This window comes from Methylobacterium sp. J-088, from assembly GCF_022829295.1.
Lineage (GTDB): Bacteria > Pseudomonadota > Alphaproteobacteria > Rhizobiales > Beijerinckiaceae > Methylobacterium.
In genome coordinates, this window is sequence record NZ_JAKSYH010000263.1 from 34260 (window position 1) to 51544 (window position 17285).

The window sequence follows — 17285 nt, forward strand, 5'->3', positions numbered from 1 at the left end:
GGGGAGCAACGGTGCAGAAGGAGGCGCTCGCCTTCATAAAGGTCGCGGTCCTTTCGTACGCGGGGTTCCCCTCTCCCGACCCCTGCCGACGCAGGGGCCACCCTCCCCCGCAGAGGGGGGAGGGGAAACCGTCGCGCTTGTCAGACCCGCTCATGGCCCACCCCGCAGCGTCACCGAGGTCAGCCGCGCGGGCGAATACCCCGTCGCCCGGTGCAGATCGTCGAAGGCGTGGGACCGGGCGATCAGGCCGGCAGCACGCCGGATCAGTTCGTCGTCGACCGGCTGCTCGAACTGGCGTCCGTTGCGGGTCCAGCGGATCGGTTCCGGGCTGCGCTCGGGGCCGGTGATCATCGCGATGGTCGGGTGCGCGGGGCCACCATGCGCGTGGATCCGATGGCCGGCCGCGTCGTCGTCGAACAGCAGGCGGGTCAGGCCCCGGGCCTGCGCCTCCACCACCCGACGCCCCTGCGCCACATGGTCGTCGAAGAACGCCACCGTGGAGGCCGGGTCGAGCATCGACCAATCGGCGGTCGACCAGTCGGCGGTGCTGTAGCGGGCCTGTTGGTCGCGGTAGTGAAGCCCGGACAGGTCGGGATCGTGGCAGAAGATCCGGGCCTCCGGGCAGGCCTGCCGGATCACCCAGGTGGTCATCCCGCGGAACACACCCGATTCAATCACGAAGGCGGGTTTCAGGGCCCGCATCGCCACGTAGAGCTGCAGCGCCCCGTTGAAGCCGCTGCCGCCCCGCCGCTGACGGACGGGCGCGGTCGGGATCAGCGACCAGAAGGTACGGACCGGATCGATCACGGGACCGTCCAACGTCAGCCCGGCCGCCGCGAGGTCGCGCTCCAGGATCGCGGCCGCCGCTTCGAGCAGCGTCGCCACCTCGCGCGGGGAGGTCGGCCGGTGGCTCCAATCCGGGGCAGCGGGCACGAGGTCGTAGCCGAGCCGGTCGAACAGGGGGCCGAGCACCTTCCGGCGCAGGCGCTCCAACGCGATCGGAGGTCGCATCTGGCTCATGCGGCCACCGCTTCGGCCGCGCCGCCGAACCGGACACGGTGCCCGGTTTCGATGGCGCGCATCGTGCCCGCCTCGTCGGGCTCCAGCCGGTAGGGCGCCTCCCAGCGCGTCGGATCGTTCCGGTCGGACGCCACGGCCGCGAAATCGAGCGGGTGATCCAGGCTCGGATCGGGCACGGCGGCCAGCAGCGCCTGCGTGTAGGGATGGACCGGCCGGCGGAACAGGGCGGCCCGGGGGGCCTCCTCGACGATCCGCCCCCGGCACATCACGCTGATCGTGTCAGCCATGTAGTCGATCACCGCCAGGTTGTGAGAGACGATCAGGTAGGACAGCCCCAAAGCCGCCTGGAGATCCTTGAGCAGGTTCAGGATCTGCGCCTGCACCGACACGTCGAGCGCCGAGACCGGCTCGTCGAGCACGAGGAGCCGCGGCTGCACGGCCAGCGCACGGGCGATGCCGATGCGCTGGCGCTGCCCGCCCGAGAAGGCGTGCGGGTAGCGGTTGAGGCCATTCGGCTCCAGGCCGACCATGGCCATCAGGGCGCGGCAGCGCTCCTTGCGCTCCGCATGAGAGACGCCGTGGATCTCCATCGGCTCGGAGAGGATCTGGCGCACGGTCATGCGGGGATCGAGGGAGGCGTAGGGGTCCTGAAACACGAACTGGACCGTGCGCCGGTAGGCGAACAGGGCGTTGCCGCTCAAGACGTGGACATCCCGCGGGCCGGCGCCGTCGTCGAACAGGATCCGGCCGGAATCGGGAGCGAGCGCCCGCATGACCATCTTCGAGACCGTGGTCTTGCCCGATCCCGATTCGCCGACGAGTCCGAGCGTCTGGCCCGCCGAGAGGCTGAGCGACACATCGGAGACGGCGTGGACGTACCGCGGCTTCTGCCAGATCCGGCCGGAGCGCAGGGTGAAGGTCTTGCTCACCCGCTCGACCTGAAGGATCGGCCCGGCCAGCGGCGCGCGTGCCTGCACCGGCGGGATCTCGGCCTTCGCCGGGCGGATCGGGGTCAGGCGCTCGCCCGGCGCCATGTCGAACCGGGGCACCGCGTGAAGCAGCGCCCGCAGATAGGCGTGGCCGGGGGCACGCATCACCGCCTCGCGCGGGCCGGACTCCACGAGCCGCCCGCGATAGAGCACCGCCACGTCGTGGGCGACGTTGGCGACCACCCCGAGGTCGTGGGTGATCAGCAGGATCGCCATCCCGGTCTCGTCCTGGAGCCGGGTCAGCAGGGCGAGGATCTGGGCCTGGGTGGTGACGTCGAGCGCCGTGGTCGGCTCGTCGGCGACCAGCAGGGCCGGCTTCAGGATCAGCGCCATGGCGATCATCGCGCGCTGGCGCAGGCCGCCCGACAGCTCGAACGGGTAGGTGCGCAGGGCGCGCTGCGGATCCGGAAAGCCCACCCGGGCGAGGGCCTCCTGCGTGCGCGCATCGGCCTCCCGCCGGTCGGCACCGGTGTGGATACGCAGGGCCTCGCCGATCTGGTCGCCGATCGTGTGGAGCGGCGAGAGGCAGGTCATCGGCTCCTGAAAGATCATCGCGATGCGCTGGCCGCGGATCGCCCGCATCGCCGGGCCCTCGGCGGGAAGCCGCGCGATATCGACGTCCGAGCCGCCGTCGCGGAACAGGATCTGGCCGCGGGTGATGGCGGCGGAGGGCGGGAGGATGCGCAGGATCGCCTGCGCGGTCACCGACTTGCCCGAGCCCGATTCACCGACGAGCGCCAGGGTCCGCCCGCGCGTCACGTCGAGGGACAGGCCGTGCAGCGCCTCGAACGGTTTCGGCTCGGCTCGGAACGCGACGGCAAGATCGCGGATGGACAGAAGTGCGTTCAAACGGTCCCCGCGTTCTGGAGATCCGGATGATGGGGCGGCGTACCCCGCCTGTCCATTGCGGCACGGTCGAACGCACGCCGCGGATGCAGCCTCTCGATCGCCGGATGCTTCAGGAGCACGGCAAACAGCTGCTCAATAAAGCTCCAGACTGCCTCATCCTGCCCCAGATGGTGGGTCAGCAGGACGATCGGGCGTTCGGGCCTCCGCGCGATGTCGTCGGCGAGGGCGGCGAGCATCGCCTCGGGGTCGCGCAGGGCGCGCGAGCCGCGCCAATCGATCGGATCGAGCGTGGCGTCGATGCGGCGGAGACCGGGGATCGGCGCCGCCGGGACTGCCGACAGGCCGCGATAGCCGAGCTCCGGAAGGGCGGAGGCGAGCGCCGGCGCGAGGCGGTTCCAGGGCGGGACGAAGACCGGGAGCAGATGGGATTCCGGCACGCGCTCCCGCGCGATCCGGAGCCCGGCGGCGGCATCCGCAACGAGGGCAGAGAGCGGTCGACCGGGGCCGAATTCCGCGGCCTTCATGCCGGGCGGTGCGTGGTTGCGGTGCGCGAGGCCGTGGACCGCGACGCTGACCTCCGGCGCCGTTTCGAGGCGACGCCCCAGGGCCGGCTCGATACCGGCCGGGATGGCGGCGAGCAGGAGCGGCGCGTTGTGCGCCTCCGCCAGCGCGAGCAGCCGGTCGAGCGCCGGCGTCGCGGTGACCGTGTCGTCGTCGCGCCAGAGAAACGGAAGGGTGCGGCCGCAGGCGCTGGCTGCGTCGAGGGCCTGATGCAGCACGTGCCAAGACGAATGCGCAGCCAGGTGAGGCGCAGCCTGACTGCGCGTCACGTCCGTGCTCGATCCTGAGACTTCTCGTCCCTCACCCCAACCCTCTCCCGCACGGGAGAGGGGGCGCGTCGCGCCCGCGCGATCCGATGGTGCTCCGCCGTCACGCACGTGCTGGATCGGGCTCGTCTGCGCGGGATCGCTATCCCCAATCACAGAGATCATGTCGGCGGCAGGGACGCGGCGTCCACCGCGGCGGTCCGCATGAAGCGCCGCGACGATTTCGACTGAGCGCACGGCACCGCCGAGATCGAACCCATGCGAACCGGGCCGTGGCGCCGCTCGCTGCGCCTCCACCGCCTGAAGCAGCGCCTGGGTGCTCAATTCCGCCTCCGGCAGGATCCGGGCGAGGCCGTGCGCGGCGAGATGCTCCGCGCGCAGGCGTTGCTCGGTCTCGCTACCCGCCTCGAACGGCACGAGGATGGCGGGCGTCCCTGTGGCGAGGAGATCGGTCGCGGTGTTGTAACCGCATTGGCTGACCGACACTGCGGAACCGGCCAGCAGGGTCCGGTAATCCGCCCGGGCACGGCCGAGGACGCCATCCGGAAGTCCAAGCCCGATCACCCGCAGAGCGGCTTCCGGCACGCCGTGGCCGGCCAGGATCCGCCAGCCGAGATCCGGCCGCTGCCGGGCCGCATCGGCGGCGGTGCGCAGCACAAGTAGCCCGGCCGGTCCGGATCCGGCGGCGACCAGAATTCCGGCGCGCTCCGCAGCCGGTGGGGGGCGCGTCCCCTCGTCCACATAGCCCGTGTAGCGCAGCATGCCGGCCGTCGCGGCGTCGAGCGGCCAGGAGGCTTCGAGGGGCACCAGCGCCGGATCGCCGTGGACCAGCACGGCGTCATACAGGGTGGCGACCCGGGCATGGGCCTGCGCGATCCGCTCCGGTCTTGTCGCGGCGACGAGGATATCGCGCACGGAGGCGAGTACCAGGGGACGGGGCACCCGGGCGTGCGCCGCATCGACCAGCGCCAGGAACTCCGCCGCCAGCGCCCGCCGGCCGAAGGGGAACAGCTCGGTTAGCACGGCATCGGGCGCGAAGGTCTCCAGCGCTTCGATCGTCAGCGTACGGCGGTGCGCCAGCCACACAGCATCCGCTGGCTCCCCGTCAGGCTTCAGAAGCGTCGCGAAGGCGGTGCCGACGATGCGCAATGGCGGCAGCTGGACGAGCCGCACCCCATCGAGGCGCACCAGGGGGGCCGGGACGCCGCCGGAGATCAGCATCGCCTCATGACCGGCCGCGTCGAACGACCGGGCCAGGGCGGCGGCACGGGTGAGATGCCCGGCGCCGAGCAGATGCGTGACCGCGATCAGGACGCGCACGGCGACCCCTCCGGGGCGCTATCGAGCGCGGATGCGCCCGCTCCGGCCGAACCTCGCAGCCGGCCGGCGATCAGCGATACGGCACGCTCCTCAGAGAAATCCTCGACCAGCCGGGCGCGCGCCGCCGCGCCGAGGCGAAGTCTCAGGTCCGGATCCCCCGCCAGACGGATCAGGGCCGCAATCAGGGCCGCCGGCTCGCCGGGCTGCACCAGAACGCCGTGTACCTCGTCGGCGATGAATTCCGGCGTGCCCCCGAAGGCCGTCGCGAGGATGGGAAGGGCCTGGCTGGCCGCCTCCATCAGGACGTTCGGCAACCCGTCGCGGTCGCCGCCGGGGCCGGGCTTGGTCGGCAGCACGAACAGATCGGCGGCGCGCATCGCCGCAATTACCTCGGGTTGGGCCAGGGCGCCGCGGAAGCTCACCCGTCCGGCGAGGTCACGGTCGCGCACGTCCGCTTCGAGCGCGTCGCGCAACTCACCGCCGCCGATCAGGTCGAGCCGCCAGTGCAGGGTTGCGGGCAGGCCGGCCAGGGCGGCGATCAGGTCGTCGTGCCCTTTCTTGGCCACGAGCCGCCCGACGCAGAGGAGCCGCAGCGGCGCGGCCGGGTCGGTGCCGTCGCGCCGGTCGTTCCGGTCGGGCGCCGGGGGGAAGCGCCCGAGATCGAGCCCGTGATAGGCGAGCAGCGTCCGGCCCGGTGCCAGCCGGTCGAGGCGCCTCTGGCCGTCGCGGGTGCAGGTCACGCCCCAGCGGGCGTCGTGCAGCTTCTCGGTCAGCTCCCAGTCCGGCGTGGTCCAGATGTCCTTGGCGTGGGCGGAGAAACTCCAGCCGCGCCCCGTCAGCACGGCGGCGTAGCGGGCGACGCTGGCGGGCGTGTGCAGGAAATGCACATGGATATGCCCGATGGCGGCGGGCAGCTCCCGGGCCAGCACCAGCGCCTGACCGAAGCGGCGCAGGCGCGAGGCCGTCGGGTCGCGCCGGAAATCGCGGGCGAAGAGTGCCAGGAGCGCGGGCAGGCGCGGCCGCCGCAGCGCGGCCAGGACTCCGCGGAGCACGCGCCATGGAGCCGTGTGCAGGTATTCGGGCAGGTAGGAGACCGGCGCGCGGATCTGCGCGTGCATCGGGTGGTGGAACCGGTCGGTCGGTCGACGCAGTGACCAGATTTCCAGGGGCAGCCCACACCGCTCCAGGGCCAGGATCTCCTGGGCGATGAAGGTCTCGGACAGCCGCGGATAGCCCTTGAGAACCACGGCGATCCGCCGCTCGGTCACGAGTAGGCCCGCACGCGGTGTTGCCCAACGCCAGAACCGGCCAGCGCACGGACCCGGCGCGCCACGGCTTCGAGCCCGCCGAGCAGGCCCGGGACCAGGACCCGCGATGGCTCGGTCTGCTCGGGCAGGGCGCGCAAAGCCGCCGCCATGCGCTCCGGCTCCCGCCCGTCTTCCTCCATCAGGACCCGGACGAGCCCCAGGCCCTCGGCCGCCAGGGCGCGGATCGCCTGCTCGCGGCGCGGCTCGGTGCGCGGCACGAGGATCGCCCGGCGATCGAACGACAGGATCTCGCAGAACGTGTTGTAGCCGCCCATGGCGACCACGCCGGCCGCCTTGCTCATCAGGAACTCGATCTCGCTGTCGAACGTGATCGCGGAGACCCGCCCGGCGAGCGCGCGGATGCGGACGTCGAAGCCGCGGCGGGCCGCGTCGTCGAGGAACGGGCCGAAGGCAATGAGCGCCGGCAGGGGGATGCCGGAATCGGCCTCATAGGCGGCGATGACCCAGTCGATCAGCGCGGCGCCGTCTCCGCCGCCGCCCGCGGTGACGAGGATGAACGGCCCTTGCGCCACGGCGGGCTCCGCGCGTCCGGCCCGCCGCTCAGGCAGGTCGCGGCGCAGATAGCCCGTGTAGGTCAACCGCTCGGCGATCCGGGTGGCAGTCTCGGCCTCCATCGGCAGCGCCGCCAGGGGCGCGTGGATGCGGCTCAGGCCGTACACCCAGATCTCGTCGTAGAAGCGCACCATCGTCTCGACCGCACCCTTGCGCTCCCATTCGGGAACGAGGCGATCGGCTTCGTCCAGCACGTCGCGCAAGCCGAGGACCAGACGGATCCCCCGCTCGCAGGCCCATTCGAGGGTCGGCAACAACTCCCCGTGGAAGCCGGCCGGTTCCTTGTCGACGACGATCATGTCGGGCGCGAAGGCCGCGCAGGTGCGGGTGATGATGTCGGTCCGCAACGCCACCGTCCGGTCGAGGGGCACGGCGGCGTCGCGGCTGCCATACCCCCCGTCGAGGAACTTGACGACCGGGGGCAGTCGGACCGTCCGCACGCCGGGCGCGAAGGCGAAGCGGTCGATCACCGGCGACCCGGACACGATCACCGCCCGGGCCCGGCCGTCACCCGACACGATCGCGTTGGCGATCGCCCGCGAGCGGCGCAGATGGCCGAGCCCGAACGTGTCGTGGCTGTAGATGAGAACGCGTGGGCCCGATGACGCCTCGTCCTCTCGCATTCCGGTGACCGCCTCAGTTGAAGGCGCGAGGATCGCAGCCGACGCCCTCTCGCACAAGCGGGGCCGGACGGTAAACAGCGCCGTCGAACGGCCTGGCACCGGTGACGTTGCAGGGGTGTGACGGGATCCGTTTGCTGGTGAACCTTCGCGCGGCCCGGCGTTATGTGCGCCCGATCGGACGCGGCGCCGGGTCGACCGACCGGATCGGCGGTCTCGGCATCCGGAACGGCAGCATCAACCGCACGAGCGGGTTGCGGAACCGGTCGAGGGACAGGCTCTCATGCATCGCGCGCACCGGCTCGCCGCCGAGCGTCGAGGCCAGCAGGGAGCGGGCGTAGAACGGCGTGTTCTCGTAGGTCGTGAGGACGCGGGCGCGGCCGTCGTCGCTGCGGGTATCGCGATTCATTCGCCAGAGGCGCGTCGGCGGCAGGCGTGCTTCCGTCGGCGGACGGATCTCGCGGCGGCTGCCGTCCCGGTTGAAGCGCAGAGACAGGTTCTGGCCACCGCCATCCCGGTGGTGCACGTCGTACAGGATCGCGGCACCGTCCGGCAGATCGGCCCGGCACCACGTCCAGCGGGTGAACGCATCCTCCAGGGCCTCGTCGCCGTCGTTGGTGTCGAAATACGCGGTGCCGGTCCAGCGCAATCCGGGCTGATCGAACGCGACTTCGACCCGCGAGGACGGGGCCATCGGCCACCAGCGATGACGCCCGGCGCGGTCCAGGTGGAATGGCCCGGCGGTGAAGCCCGGCGGCTCCAGCCGGACCGTGCCGCGCAGCCGGTGGGGCAGGGGCGACCCGCGCTCGTCGATCCGGACGGTCAGCGCCGTGCCGTCCCAGTGCATCGCGCTCGGCCCGATGGCGATGTGATCTGCGTCCCGCGACAGGCTGTCGGCGCGGCGCTCCGTCATGGCGAAGCGGCTGCGCTCGCCGTAAAGCACGACGTTCATGGCGCAATGCGCGAACGGGTCCCGTTCGGCGCTCCAGGCATAGTAGGGCGAGAACACGCTGCCGATGAACGCGATGATCGTGAGGCCCTGTCGGCCGTCATCGCTCACCGCATCGACGTACCACCACGCGTAGCCGCCCCGCGCGACCGGGCCGTCGAATCGCGGTCGTCCAAGATCGCCGCCGCCGCCAGCCGGCCGGACTGCGCCGCCATCGGAACGCCCGGCCCCGGATGGACCGAGCCCCCCGCCAGATAGAGCCCCGGGATCGCCGTCCGGGCGCCGGCCCGCTTGAACGTCGCCGCCCAGCCCTGCGCCGACCGCCCGTAGAGCGCGCCCCCCGTCCCCGGGAAGAGGGCTTCGAACTCCCGGGGCGTCGTCGTCACGGGCGACGCCAGATCCAGTTGAAGCCCGCAGGCCTCCAGCCGGCGCAGCAGGGTCCTCGCGCATGTTTCGATCTCCGGCGGCGTGGGCGGGCGGTCCCGGCCATCCGCCGGGGCATTGACGAGGAGGAGCAGGCGCTCGGGTCCCGACGGCACGAGGCCGGCCTCCGACCGGTCCTGCGCGCAGACGTAGACCGTGGGGTCGTCGGGCAGGCGGCGTCGGCGCAGGATCGTGTCGAACTCGGCCCGGTAGTCCCGCGAGAAGAACACGGAGTGATGCGCGAGGGGGAAGCCCCGGGGCTCCGCCACCGCGCAGACGGTCACGGCCGACAGCGAGCGTTCGGCCGGCGCCAGCCGCGCGCCGGCCGATGCCGCATCGGCACCGAGCAGCCCGGCGCCGAGGGCGGCGCAATCGGCGTTGCAGACGACCGTGTCGGCCGCGATCCGCTCACCGCCGGCCAGGACGACGCCGCTCACCGTCCCGCCCTCGGTGACGATCCGCTCGACGTGGGCGCCGTAGCGGAACGTGGCGCCCCGTTCCGCGGCGAGATCCGCCACCGATCGCGCCAGGGCGCTCAGGCCCCCCGCCACGGTCCAGACGCCCGCTTGCTCGACATGGGCGACGAGCATCAGGGTCGCCGGCGCGCTGAACGGCGAGGCGCCGCAATAGGTGGCATAGCGGCCAAAGAGTTGCAGCAGCCGCGGATCCCGGAAGAAGCTGCCGAGCGCCGACCATAGGGTGGCGAAGGGCTGGATCCGCCAGAGATCGCCGATCCCCGACAATCCGACCCGCTGGGCGAGCCCCGCCGGGCTGGTCCGTCCGTCGCGGATGAACGGGCCTTCGAGCGTGCGGTAGACCTCCGCGGACCGGGCACAGAATCGCCGGTAGCCCTCGGCCTCGCGGGGTCCGGCGAAGGCCGCGATGGCCGCCGCCGAGGCTTCGATATCGGCAAAAAGATCGAGACGTTCGTCGCGGCTCCAGGCGTGCCGGGCGAGGAGGTCCGCCGGGCTCAGCGCGACCCGCTCGCCAAGATTCGCCCCACACTCGGCGAACAGCTCCTCGAACACCCAGCGCATGGTGAAGACGGTCGGCCCGGCCTCGACGGCGCGGCCCCCGACCGGAACGCTGCGCATCTTGCCACCGGGCTGCGCGGCCCGTTCCAAGACGGTCACTGCGCAACCGGCCTGCGCGAGCCGGAGCGCGGCGGCCAAGCCGCCGATCCCGGCGCCGATCACGACGACGCGCTCCCGAGCCACGCTCGCCCCGCTGTTCCGCATCGGAACGGGATTGATCTGCCGCGCCAGCAGTGTCAATAAGAAATGACACCTGTCGCTGACAAGCCAATACAACAAGGAGGCAACGCGATGGAGTCGGGACGCCGAATCGAGATGGCGCTGGATCGCGCCGTGGCGCACGCGGAGGCACCGGGTGCGCCCCCCATGCTGGCAGAGGCGCTCCGCTACGCCGTGTTCCCCGGCGGGCACCGGATCCGACCCCGGCTCTGCCTTTCGGTGGCGCAGGCCTGCGGCGACGACGATCCCGCCGGGTCGTCCGCTGCGGCGGCGGCCATCGAACTCCTGCACTGCGCGTCCCTGGTCCACGACGATCTGCCGTGCTTCGACGACGCCCCGATGCGTCGGCAGAAAGCCACGGTCCACGTCGCGTTCGGCGAACCGATCGCGGTCCTGGCCGGCGACGCGCTGATCGTGCTCGCCTTCGAGACCCTGGCCCGGGCCGCGGGTCCCCATCCGGGGCGGCTCGTCCGGCTCGTGAGCCTCCTCGGTCGCGCCGCGGGCTCGCCCTCCGGCATTGCCGCCGGGCAGGCGTGGGAATCCGAGGCCTATGTCAGCCTCAGCGATTACCAGCAGGCCAAGACCGGCGCGCTGTTCGCGGCCGCCACCGTCGCGGGCGCCGCAGCCGCGGGCGCCGAGCCGGAGCCGTGGCGCAGGCTCGGGGAATGCCTGGGTGAGGCCTATCAGGTGGCCGACGATCTGCGGGACGTCGCCTGCCGCCAGGAGGAGATCGGTAAGCCCGCCGGGCGCGACGCCACGCTCGGGCGCCCCAACGCGGCAGCCTTGCTCGGAACCGGGGGCGCGCTCGATCGCCTCGCCCGACTGACGCGCGAAGCCGTGGCGGCGATTCCCGACTGCCCCGGCGCCGCGATCCTCACCGCCGAGATCGAGGCGCAGGCGCGGCTTTTCCTGCCCGCGAGCCTGCGGGCGGTGACAGCCTGAGCGCCGGATCCCTGCCGGGGACCAGCGCGACACCGCCGGCCCCCGCGGCCTGGAGCGAGCGCTGGCTTGCCTGGCGCAACCGTTTGGTCGCGAACCCGCGGTTTCAGCGCTGGGCCGCGGGCTTTCCGCTGACCCGCGGCATCGCGCAGCGCAACACCCGCGCGTTGTTCGACCTGTGCGCCGGCTTCGTCTACGCGCAGGTTCTCACCGCCTGCATCCGACTCGATCTGTTCGCGATCCTGGCCGAGGGTCCGGCCTCGATCGACGCGCTGGCCCGCCGACTCGATCTGCCGCCCGACAACGCCCGCCGCCTGCTTCGCGCGGCCGAATCGCTGAGACTGGTGCGGGCGCTGAAGGGCGAGCGGTATGGGCTGGCCGACCTCGGTGCCGCCCTCAACGGAAACCCCGGGATCGCCGGGATGGTCGAACACCACGCGCTCCTCTACGCCGATCTCGCCGACCCGGTGGGCCTCCTTCGGGGTCAGGCCCAGCCGACCGAGCTGTCGGGCTATTGGCCCTACGCATCCGGCAAAACGGCCGAGCCGGACGCCTATGCCCGCTACAGCGCGCTGATGGGCGCCTCGCAGGCCATGATCGCTGAAGACGTTCTTGATGCCTGCGACCTGTCCGGCGCCCGGCAGCTGATGGATGTGGGCGGAGGCGAGGGTGCGTTCCTCCAAGCGGTCGCGGCCCGCCATGCGCATCTCGGCCTGACACTGTTCGATCTGCCTGCCGTCGCGGAGCGCGCGACCGCGCGGCTGTCGCGCGTCGGGCTCGGCAGCCGAATCGCCTGCCGCAGCGGCGACTTCCATGCCGGGCTGCCGCCGGGCGCCGACGCCATATCGCTGGTGCGGATCGTCCACGATCATGACGACTGCCCCGCCCAGGCCCTGCTGGCCGCAGCCCATGCGGCCCTGACTCCCGGCGGTTGCCTGATCGTGGCCGAACCGATGGCCGGCACACCGGGGGCCGAGCCGGTCGGAGATGCGTATTTCGGTCTCTACCTGCTGGCGATGGGGTCAGGCCGGCCGCGCCGTGCTGACGAGCTCCGCACCATGCTGCACGCGGCGGGATTCACCACTATCCGCGAGCCGCGCGCACGCCGTCCCCTCCTCGCACGCGTGCTGATCGCCCAGAAATCGGGCGCCGTGTAGTAAGTGTGACTTGACGCATAGAACTGTCTATCTAGGATGACACTCAACGGCGTCGCTCCCAGCGAGTCGCATAAGACAGGGCGGAATCTCCCATCATGGATGCGCTGGCCGTCATCCTCGAACGACCGGAGCACCTGTCAGTCCAGCGGCTGGCGTTGGAGCCCGCCTGCGCGTCCGACGCGGTGGTCGCGACCACCTGGAGCGGAATCAGCACCGGCACCGAGCGCCTGCTCTGGTCGGGGCGCATGCCGCCGTTCCCCGGGATGGGCTACCCCCTGGTGCCGGGTTATGAATCCGTCGGCACGGTCGTGGAGGCCGATGCCGCCGGCTCGGTCCGGGTCGGCCAGACCGTGTTCGTCCCCGGCGCCCGCTGCTTCGGCGCGGTGCGCGGCCTGTTCGGCGGAGCCGCCTCCCATCTGATCGCGCCCGCCGCCCGGCTCGTGCCGGTGGATGGAGCGCTCGGCGATACCGCCTGCCTCCTGGCCCTCGCGGCGACCGCCTATCGGGCGCTCGGCGGGATCCAGCCCGGTGCGACCCCGCTGATCGTCGGGCACGGGGTCCTCGGCCGGCTGCTCGCACGCCTTACCCTGGCCGCCGGCGCGGCGCCGACGGTGTGGGAGACGAACCCGCTGCGCGTCGCGGGCGACCACGGCTACACGGTCCTGACGCCTGAGAGCGATCCCCGGCGCGACTACGCGGTGATCACAGATGTCAGCGGCGACGCCTCCGGCCTCGATGCGCTGATCGCCCGGCTGGCCCCCGGCGGCGAGATCGTGCTCGCCGGGTTCTACGAGGCGCCGCTGAGCTTCGCCTTCCCGCCGGCCTTCATGCGTGAGGCCCGGATCCGGATCTCGGCCGAGTTCAAACCGGCGGATCTGGCGGCCGTCACGGCCCTGATCGACGGCGGACGGCTCTCCCTCGACGGGTTGATCACCCACCGCGTGGTCGCGGCCGAGGCCGAGGCCGCCTACCGCACCGCCTTCACCGACCCGGCCTGCCTGAAGATGATCCTCGATTGGAGGGACGCCGCGTGAACGTTCAGCTCGACAAAGCCGCCCTGTCTCAGGCCGCGCAGCTCCGCGCAGAGGCCGCGATCGAACCGGACGCCGTGGTCACCGCGCCGGTGAAGAAAGAGACGCAGATCATCGCGATCTACGGCAAGGGCGGGATCGGCAAGTCGTTCACCCTGGCCAATCTCAGCTACATGATGGCCCAGCAGGGCAAGAAGGTCCTGCTGATCGGCTGCGACCCGAAGAGCGACACGACCTCGCTGCTGTTCGGCGGCAAGGCCTGCCCGACCATCATCGAGACCTCGACCAAGAAGAAGCTCGCCGGCGAGGCGGTCGCCATCGGCGACGTCTGCTTCAAGCGCGACGGCGTCTACGCCATGGAACTCGGCGGCCCGGAGGTCGGGCGCGGCTGCGGCGGACGCGGCATCATCCACGGCTTCGAGCTGCTGGAGAAGCTCGGTTTCCACGAATGGGGCTTCGACTTCGTCCTGCTCGACTTCCTGGGCGACGTGGTCTGCGGCGGCTTCGGCCTGCCGATCGCCCGGGACATGTGCCAGAAGGTCATCGTCGTCGGCTCGAACGACCTGCAATCGCTCTACGTCGCCAACAACGTCTGCTCGGCGGTCGAGTATTTCCGCAAACTCGGCGGCAACGTCGGCGTCGGCGGGCTGGTGATCAACAAGGATGACGGCACCGGCGAGGCCCAGGCCTTCGCGGACGCGGCCGGCATCCCGGTCCTGGCCTCGATCCCGGCCGACGACGACATCCGCCGCAAGAGCGCCAATTACGAGATCATCGGCCGGCCGGAGAGCCGCTGGGGCAGCCTGTTCTCGGATCTCGCCGCCAACGTCGCCACCGCCGCGCCGCACCAGCCGAAGCCGCTCACGCAGGACGAACTGCTCGGCCTGTTCTCCAGCGACGTGACCGGCCGCGACGTGGTGCTGGTGCCGGCGACCCACGAGGACATGTGCGGCGTCGCCCACGTGACCAAGCCGTCCCTCGAAGTCGTGTACGACGAGGTCTGACGCGCATGGCCGTCTCCCTCGACATCGCCGACCTGCGCGCCCGCAAGGCCGCCCCGTCCGACGCACCGTCCATCGACCTCGCCGCCACCAAGAGCGACGGGCTCGGCTGCCACGCCGGCAAAGACGCGATGGTGGCGGCCGCGGAAGCTGCCGGCATGTCCGAGACCCTGGCTCAGCTCCGCAGCGACTATCCGCAAGGTCCGCACGATCAGCCGCAGAGCATGTGCCCGGCCTTCGGCTCGCTCCGGGTCGGACTGCGCATGCGCCGGACCGCCACGATCCTGTCCGGCTCGGCCTGCTGCGTCTACGGCCTCACCTTCACGTCGCATTTCTACGGCGCGCGGCGCAGCGTCGGCTACGTGCCGTTCAATTCGGAGACGCTGGTCACCGGCAAGCTGTTCGAGGATATCCGCGAGGCGGTCTACGCCACCGCCAAGCCCGAGGATTACGACGCCGTCGTCGTCATCAACCTCTGCGTCCCCACCGCCTCCGGTGTCCCGCTGCGCCTGCTGCCGAAGCAGATCGACGGCGTCCGGGTGATCGGGATCGATGTGCCGGGTTTTGGCGTGCCGACCCACGCCGAGGCCAAGGACGTGCTGGCCGGCGCCATGCTGAAGGTCGCCCGCACGGAGGCCGAGCAGGGCCCGGTGGCCGCGCCGCGCGGCGGACGGTCCGAGCGCCCGAGCGTGGCCCTGCTGGGCGAGGTCTTCCCGGCCGACCCGGTGGTGATCGGATCTCTGCTGGAGCCGCTCGGCCTCTCCGCCGGGCCGGTGGTTCCGACGCGGGAATGGCGCGAACTCTACGCCGCCCTCGATTGCGCCGCCGTGGCGGCGATCCACCCGTTCTACACCGCCTCGATCCGTGAATTCGAGGCGGCCGGCCGACCGATCGTCGGCTCGGCCCCGGTGGGTGTCGACGGCACCGCCGATTGGCTGGACCGGATCGGCGAGGCCTGCGGTGTCGCCCGCGCCACCGTCGAGGCGGCCAAAAACAAGATCCTGCCCGGCATCCGCGGTGCGCTCGCCGCCATGCCGATCAAGGGCCGGATCACGCTGTCGGGCTACGAGGGCTCGGAATTGCTGGTCGCCCGCCTCTTGGTCGAGAGCGGCGCCGAGGTTCCGTATGTCGGGACCGCCTGTCCGCGCACGCCCTGGTCGGAGGCGGATCGCGACTGGTTGGAGGCCCGCGGCACGCAGGTGCGCTACCGGGCGTCCCTGGAAGACGACCTCTACGCCCTCGATTCGCTCAAGCCGGATCTCGCCATCGGCACCACCCCGGTGGTGCAGCACGCCAAGGAGCGGGCAACCCCGGCGCTCTACTTCACCAACCTGATCTCGGCGCGCCCGCTGATGGGCGCGGCCGGCGCGGGCTCGCTCGCCACCGTCATCAACGCGGCGCTCGGCAACAAGCCGCGGTTCGACGCGATGCGCGACTTCTTCGAGGGCGTCGGCACCGGCCACGCCGCGGGCGTCTGGCAGGATGTGCCGCAGAAGCGCCAGGGACCGAAGATCGAAGGCCCCAAGAAGCCGATCGGGGAGATGGCCTGATGCTGATCCTCGATCACGACAGGGCCGGCGGCTACTGGGGCGCGGTCTACGTCTTCACGGCGATCAAGGGCCTTCAGGTCGTCATCGACGGCCCGGTGGGCTGCGAGAACCTGCCGGTCACCTCGGTGCTGCACTACACCGACGCGCTGCCGCCTCATGAGCTGCCGATCGTCGTCACCGGCCTCGCCGAGGAGGAACTCGGCCGGCACGGAACCGAGGGCGCCATGAAGCGCGCCCACGCCACCCTCGATCCGGGCCAGCCCAGCGTGGTCGTCACCGGATCCATCGCCGAGATGATCGGCGGCGGCGTGACCCCCGAGGGCACCGGCCTTCAGCGCTTCCTGCCGCGGACCATCGACGAGGATCAGTGGCAGGCCGCCGACCGGGCCATGCGCTGGCTCTGGCAGGAATACGGCGCCAGGAAATTCGCCAAGAAGGGCATCCTGGCCCGGCCGGAGAAGAAGCCCGGCGAGAAGCCACGGGTGAACCTGATCGGGCCGGCCTACGGCACCTTCAACATGCCCTCCGACCTCGCCGAGATCCGGCGGCTGGTCGAGGGGATCGGCGCCGAGGTGAATCTGACCTTCCCGCTGGGCTCGCACCTCGCGGATGTGCCCAAGCTCGTTAACGCCGACGCCAATATCTGCCTCTACCGCGAGTTCGGCCGCCTGCTCTGCGAGGATCTGGAGCGGCCCTACCTGCAGGCGCCGATCGGCGTGCTCTCGACCACCAAGTTCCTGCGCTCGCTGGGTGCGATCCTCGGCCTCGATCCCGAGCCGTTCATCGAGCGCGAGCGCCACACCACGATCAAGCCGATCTGGGACCTCTGGCGCTCGGTGACGCAGGACTTTTTTGGGACCGCGAGCTTCGGCATCGTCGCCACCGAGACCTACGCCCGCGGGGTGCGCCATTTCCTCGAAGACGAGATGGGCCTGCCCTGCCATTTCGCCTTCGGCCGCTCGGCCGGGATGAAGCCCGACAACGCCGCCGTCCGGGCGGCCATCGCGGCCAAGCCGCCGCTGGTGCTGTTCGGTTCGTTCAACGAGCGGATGTACCTCGCCGAGTGCGGCGCCCGGGCGACCTACATCCCGGCCTCGTTCCCCGGCGCGATCATCCGGCGGCACACCGGCACGCCGTTCATGGGCTACGCCGGTGCGACCTACCTCGTCCAGGAAGTCTGCAACGCCCTGTTCGACACGCTCTTCCACATCCTGCCGCTCGCCCGCGACATGGACAAGGTCGAGGCCACCCCGGCCCGGCAGCACCGCGAGCTGCCCTGGGACGAGGCCGCCCGGCAGGCGCTGGACGCCCTGGTCGAGGCGCAGCCGGTCCTGGCGCGCATCTCCGCCGCCAAACGCCTGCGCGACGCCGCCGAGCGCGCCGCCCGCGATGCCGAATCCGATGCCGTGGCCCCCGCCCATGTGGCGCGCGCCCGTGCCGACTTCGCCGGGGGGATCCCGGCGTGACCCAGCTTCCC

13 protein-coding genes are annotated in these 17285 nt (G+C 71.6%); 6 read left to right on the forward strand and 7 right to left on the reverse strand.

What is annotated here, in order from left to right; translation table 11 throughout:
* Nucleotides 1-150 precede the first annotated feature (150 nt).
* The 7 genes from MKK63_RS28835 to crtD form a co-directional block, all read right to left on the reverse strand.
* Nucleotides 151-1020, reverse strand: a complete 870-nt coding sequence (locus tag MKK63_RS28835; protein ID WP_244007596.1) for a hypothetical protein — start codon at nucleotides 1018-1020, stop codon at nucleotides 151-153.
* Nucleotides 1017-2858 (reverse strand): ABC transporter ATP-binding protein, encoded by a 1842-nt coding sequence (locus MKK63_RS28840; RefSeq protein ID WP_244007598.1) that lies wholly within the window; start codon nucleotides 2856-2858, stop codon nucleotides 1017-1019. The genes MKK63_RS28835 and MKK63_RS28840 overlap by 4 nt, the downstream gene beginning before the upstream one ends.
* Nucleotides 2855-5005 (reverse strand): glycosyltransferase, encoded by a 2151-nt coding sequence (locus MKK63_RS28845; protein WP_244007600.1) that lies wholly within the window; start codon nucleotides 5003-5005, stop codon nucleotides 2855-2857. Before MKK63_RS28845 ends, MKK63_RS28840 begins: the two co-directional genes overlap by 4 nt.
* Nucleotides 4993-6273, reverse strand: coding sequence for a glycosyltransferase family 4 protein (locus MKK63_RS28850; protein WP_244007602.1), 1281 nt, complete (start codon nucleotides 6271-6273; stop codon nucleotides 4993-4995). Before MKK63_RS28850 ends, MKK63_RS28845 begins: the two co-directional genes overlap by 13 nt.
* Nucleotides 6270-7508 carry a glycosyltransferase family protein gene (locus tag MKK63_RS28855; protein WP_244007604.1) on the reverse strand — a complete coding sequence of 413 codons (1239 nt, stop codon included), beginning with the start codon at nucleotides 7506-7508 and terminating at the stop codon, nucleotides 6270-6272. The genes MKK63_RS28850 and MKK63_RS28855 overlap by 4 nt, the downstream gene beginning before the upstream one ends.
* 160 nt (nucleotides 7509-7668) lie before the next feature.
* Nucleotides 7669-8565, reverse strand: a complete 897-nt coding sequence (locus MKK63_RS28860; RefSeq protein WP_244007606.1) for a carotenoid 1,2-hydratase — start codon at nucleotides 8563-8565, stop codon at nucleotides 7669-7671.
* The gene (gene crtD / locus MKK63_RS28865; protein ID WP_279574925.1) at nucleotides 8562-10115 is read right to left on the reverse strand and encodes a 1-hydroxycarotenoid 3,4-desaturase CrtD; all 1554 of its coding nucleotides are present in this window, start codon (nucleotides 10113-10115) and stop codon (nucleotides 8562-8564) included. The genes MKK63_RS28860 and crtD overlap by 4 nt, the downstream gene beginning before the upstream one ends.
* Before the next feature lie 87 nt (nucleotides 10116-10202).
* On the opposite strand from crtD, the gene MKK63_RS28870 reads away from it, so the two are divergent.
* From MKK63_RS28870 to bchZ, 6 genes are all read left to right on the forward strand, one after another.
* On the forward strand, nucleotides 10203-11072 hold the full coding sequence (locus MKK63_RS28870; RefSeq protein ID WP_244007610.1) for a polyprenyl synthetase family protein: 870 nt from the start codon (nucleotides 10203-10205) through the stop codon (nucleotides 11070-11072).
* Between the two features lie 83 nt (nucleotides 11073-11155).
* Nucleotides 11156-12226 (forward strand): acetylserotonin O-methyltransferase, encoded by a 1071-nt coding sequence (locus MKK63_RS28875; protein WP_244007612.1) that lies wholly within the window; start codon nucleotides 11156-11158, stop codon nucleotides 12224-12226.
* A gap of 95 nt (nucleotides 12227-12321) precedes the next feature.
* Nucleotides 12322-13260, forward strand: coding sequence for a chlorophyll synthesis pathway protein BchC (gene bchC / locus MKK63_RS28880; RefSeq protein WP_244007614.1), 939 nt, complete (start codon nucleotides 12322-12324; stop codon nucleotides 13258-13260).
* Nucleotides 13257-14261 (forward strand): chlorophyllide a reductase iron protein subunit X, encoded by a 1005-nt coding sequence (locus MKK63_RS28885; RefSeq protein ID WP_244007616.1) that lies wholly within the window; start codon nucleotides 13257-13259, stop codon nucleotides 14259-14261. The genes bchC and MKK63_RS28885 overlap by 4 nt, the downstream gene beginning before the upstream one ends.
* Nucleotides 14262-14266: 5 nt before the next feature.
* Nucleotides 14267-15808: a chlorophyllide a reductase subunit Y gene (gene bchY / locus MKK63_RS28890; protein WP_244007618.1), complete on the forward strand. Its 1542-nt coding sequence runs from the start codon at nucleotides 14267-14269 to the stop codon at nucleotides 15806-15808.
* On the forward strand, nucleotides 15808-17274 hold the full coding sequence (gene bchZ / locus MKK63_RS28895) for a chlorophyllide a reductase subunit Z (RefSeq protein ID WP_244007620.1): 1467 nt from the start codon (nucleotides 15808-15810) through the stop codon (nucleotides 17272-17274). The genes bchY and bchZ overlap by 1 nt, the downstream gene beginning before the upstream one ends.
* Nucleotides 17275-17285: the final 11 nt, after the last annotated feature.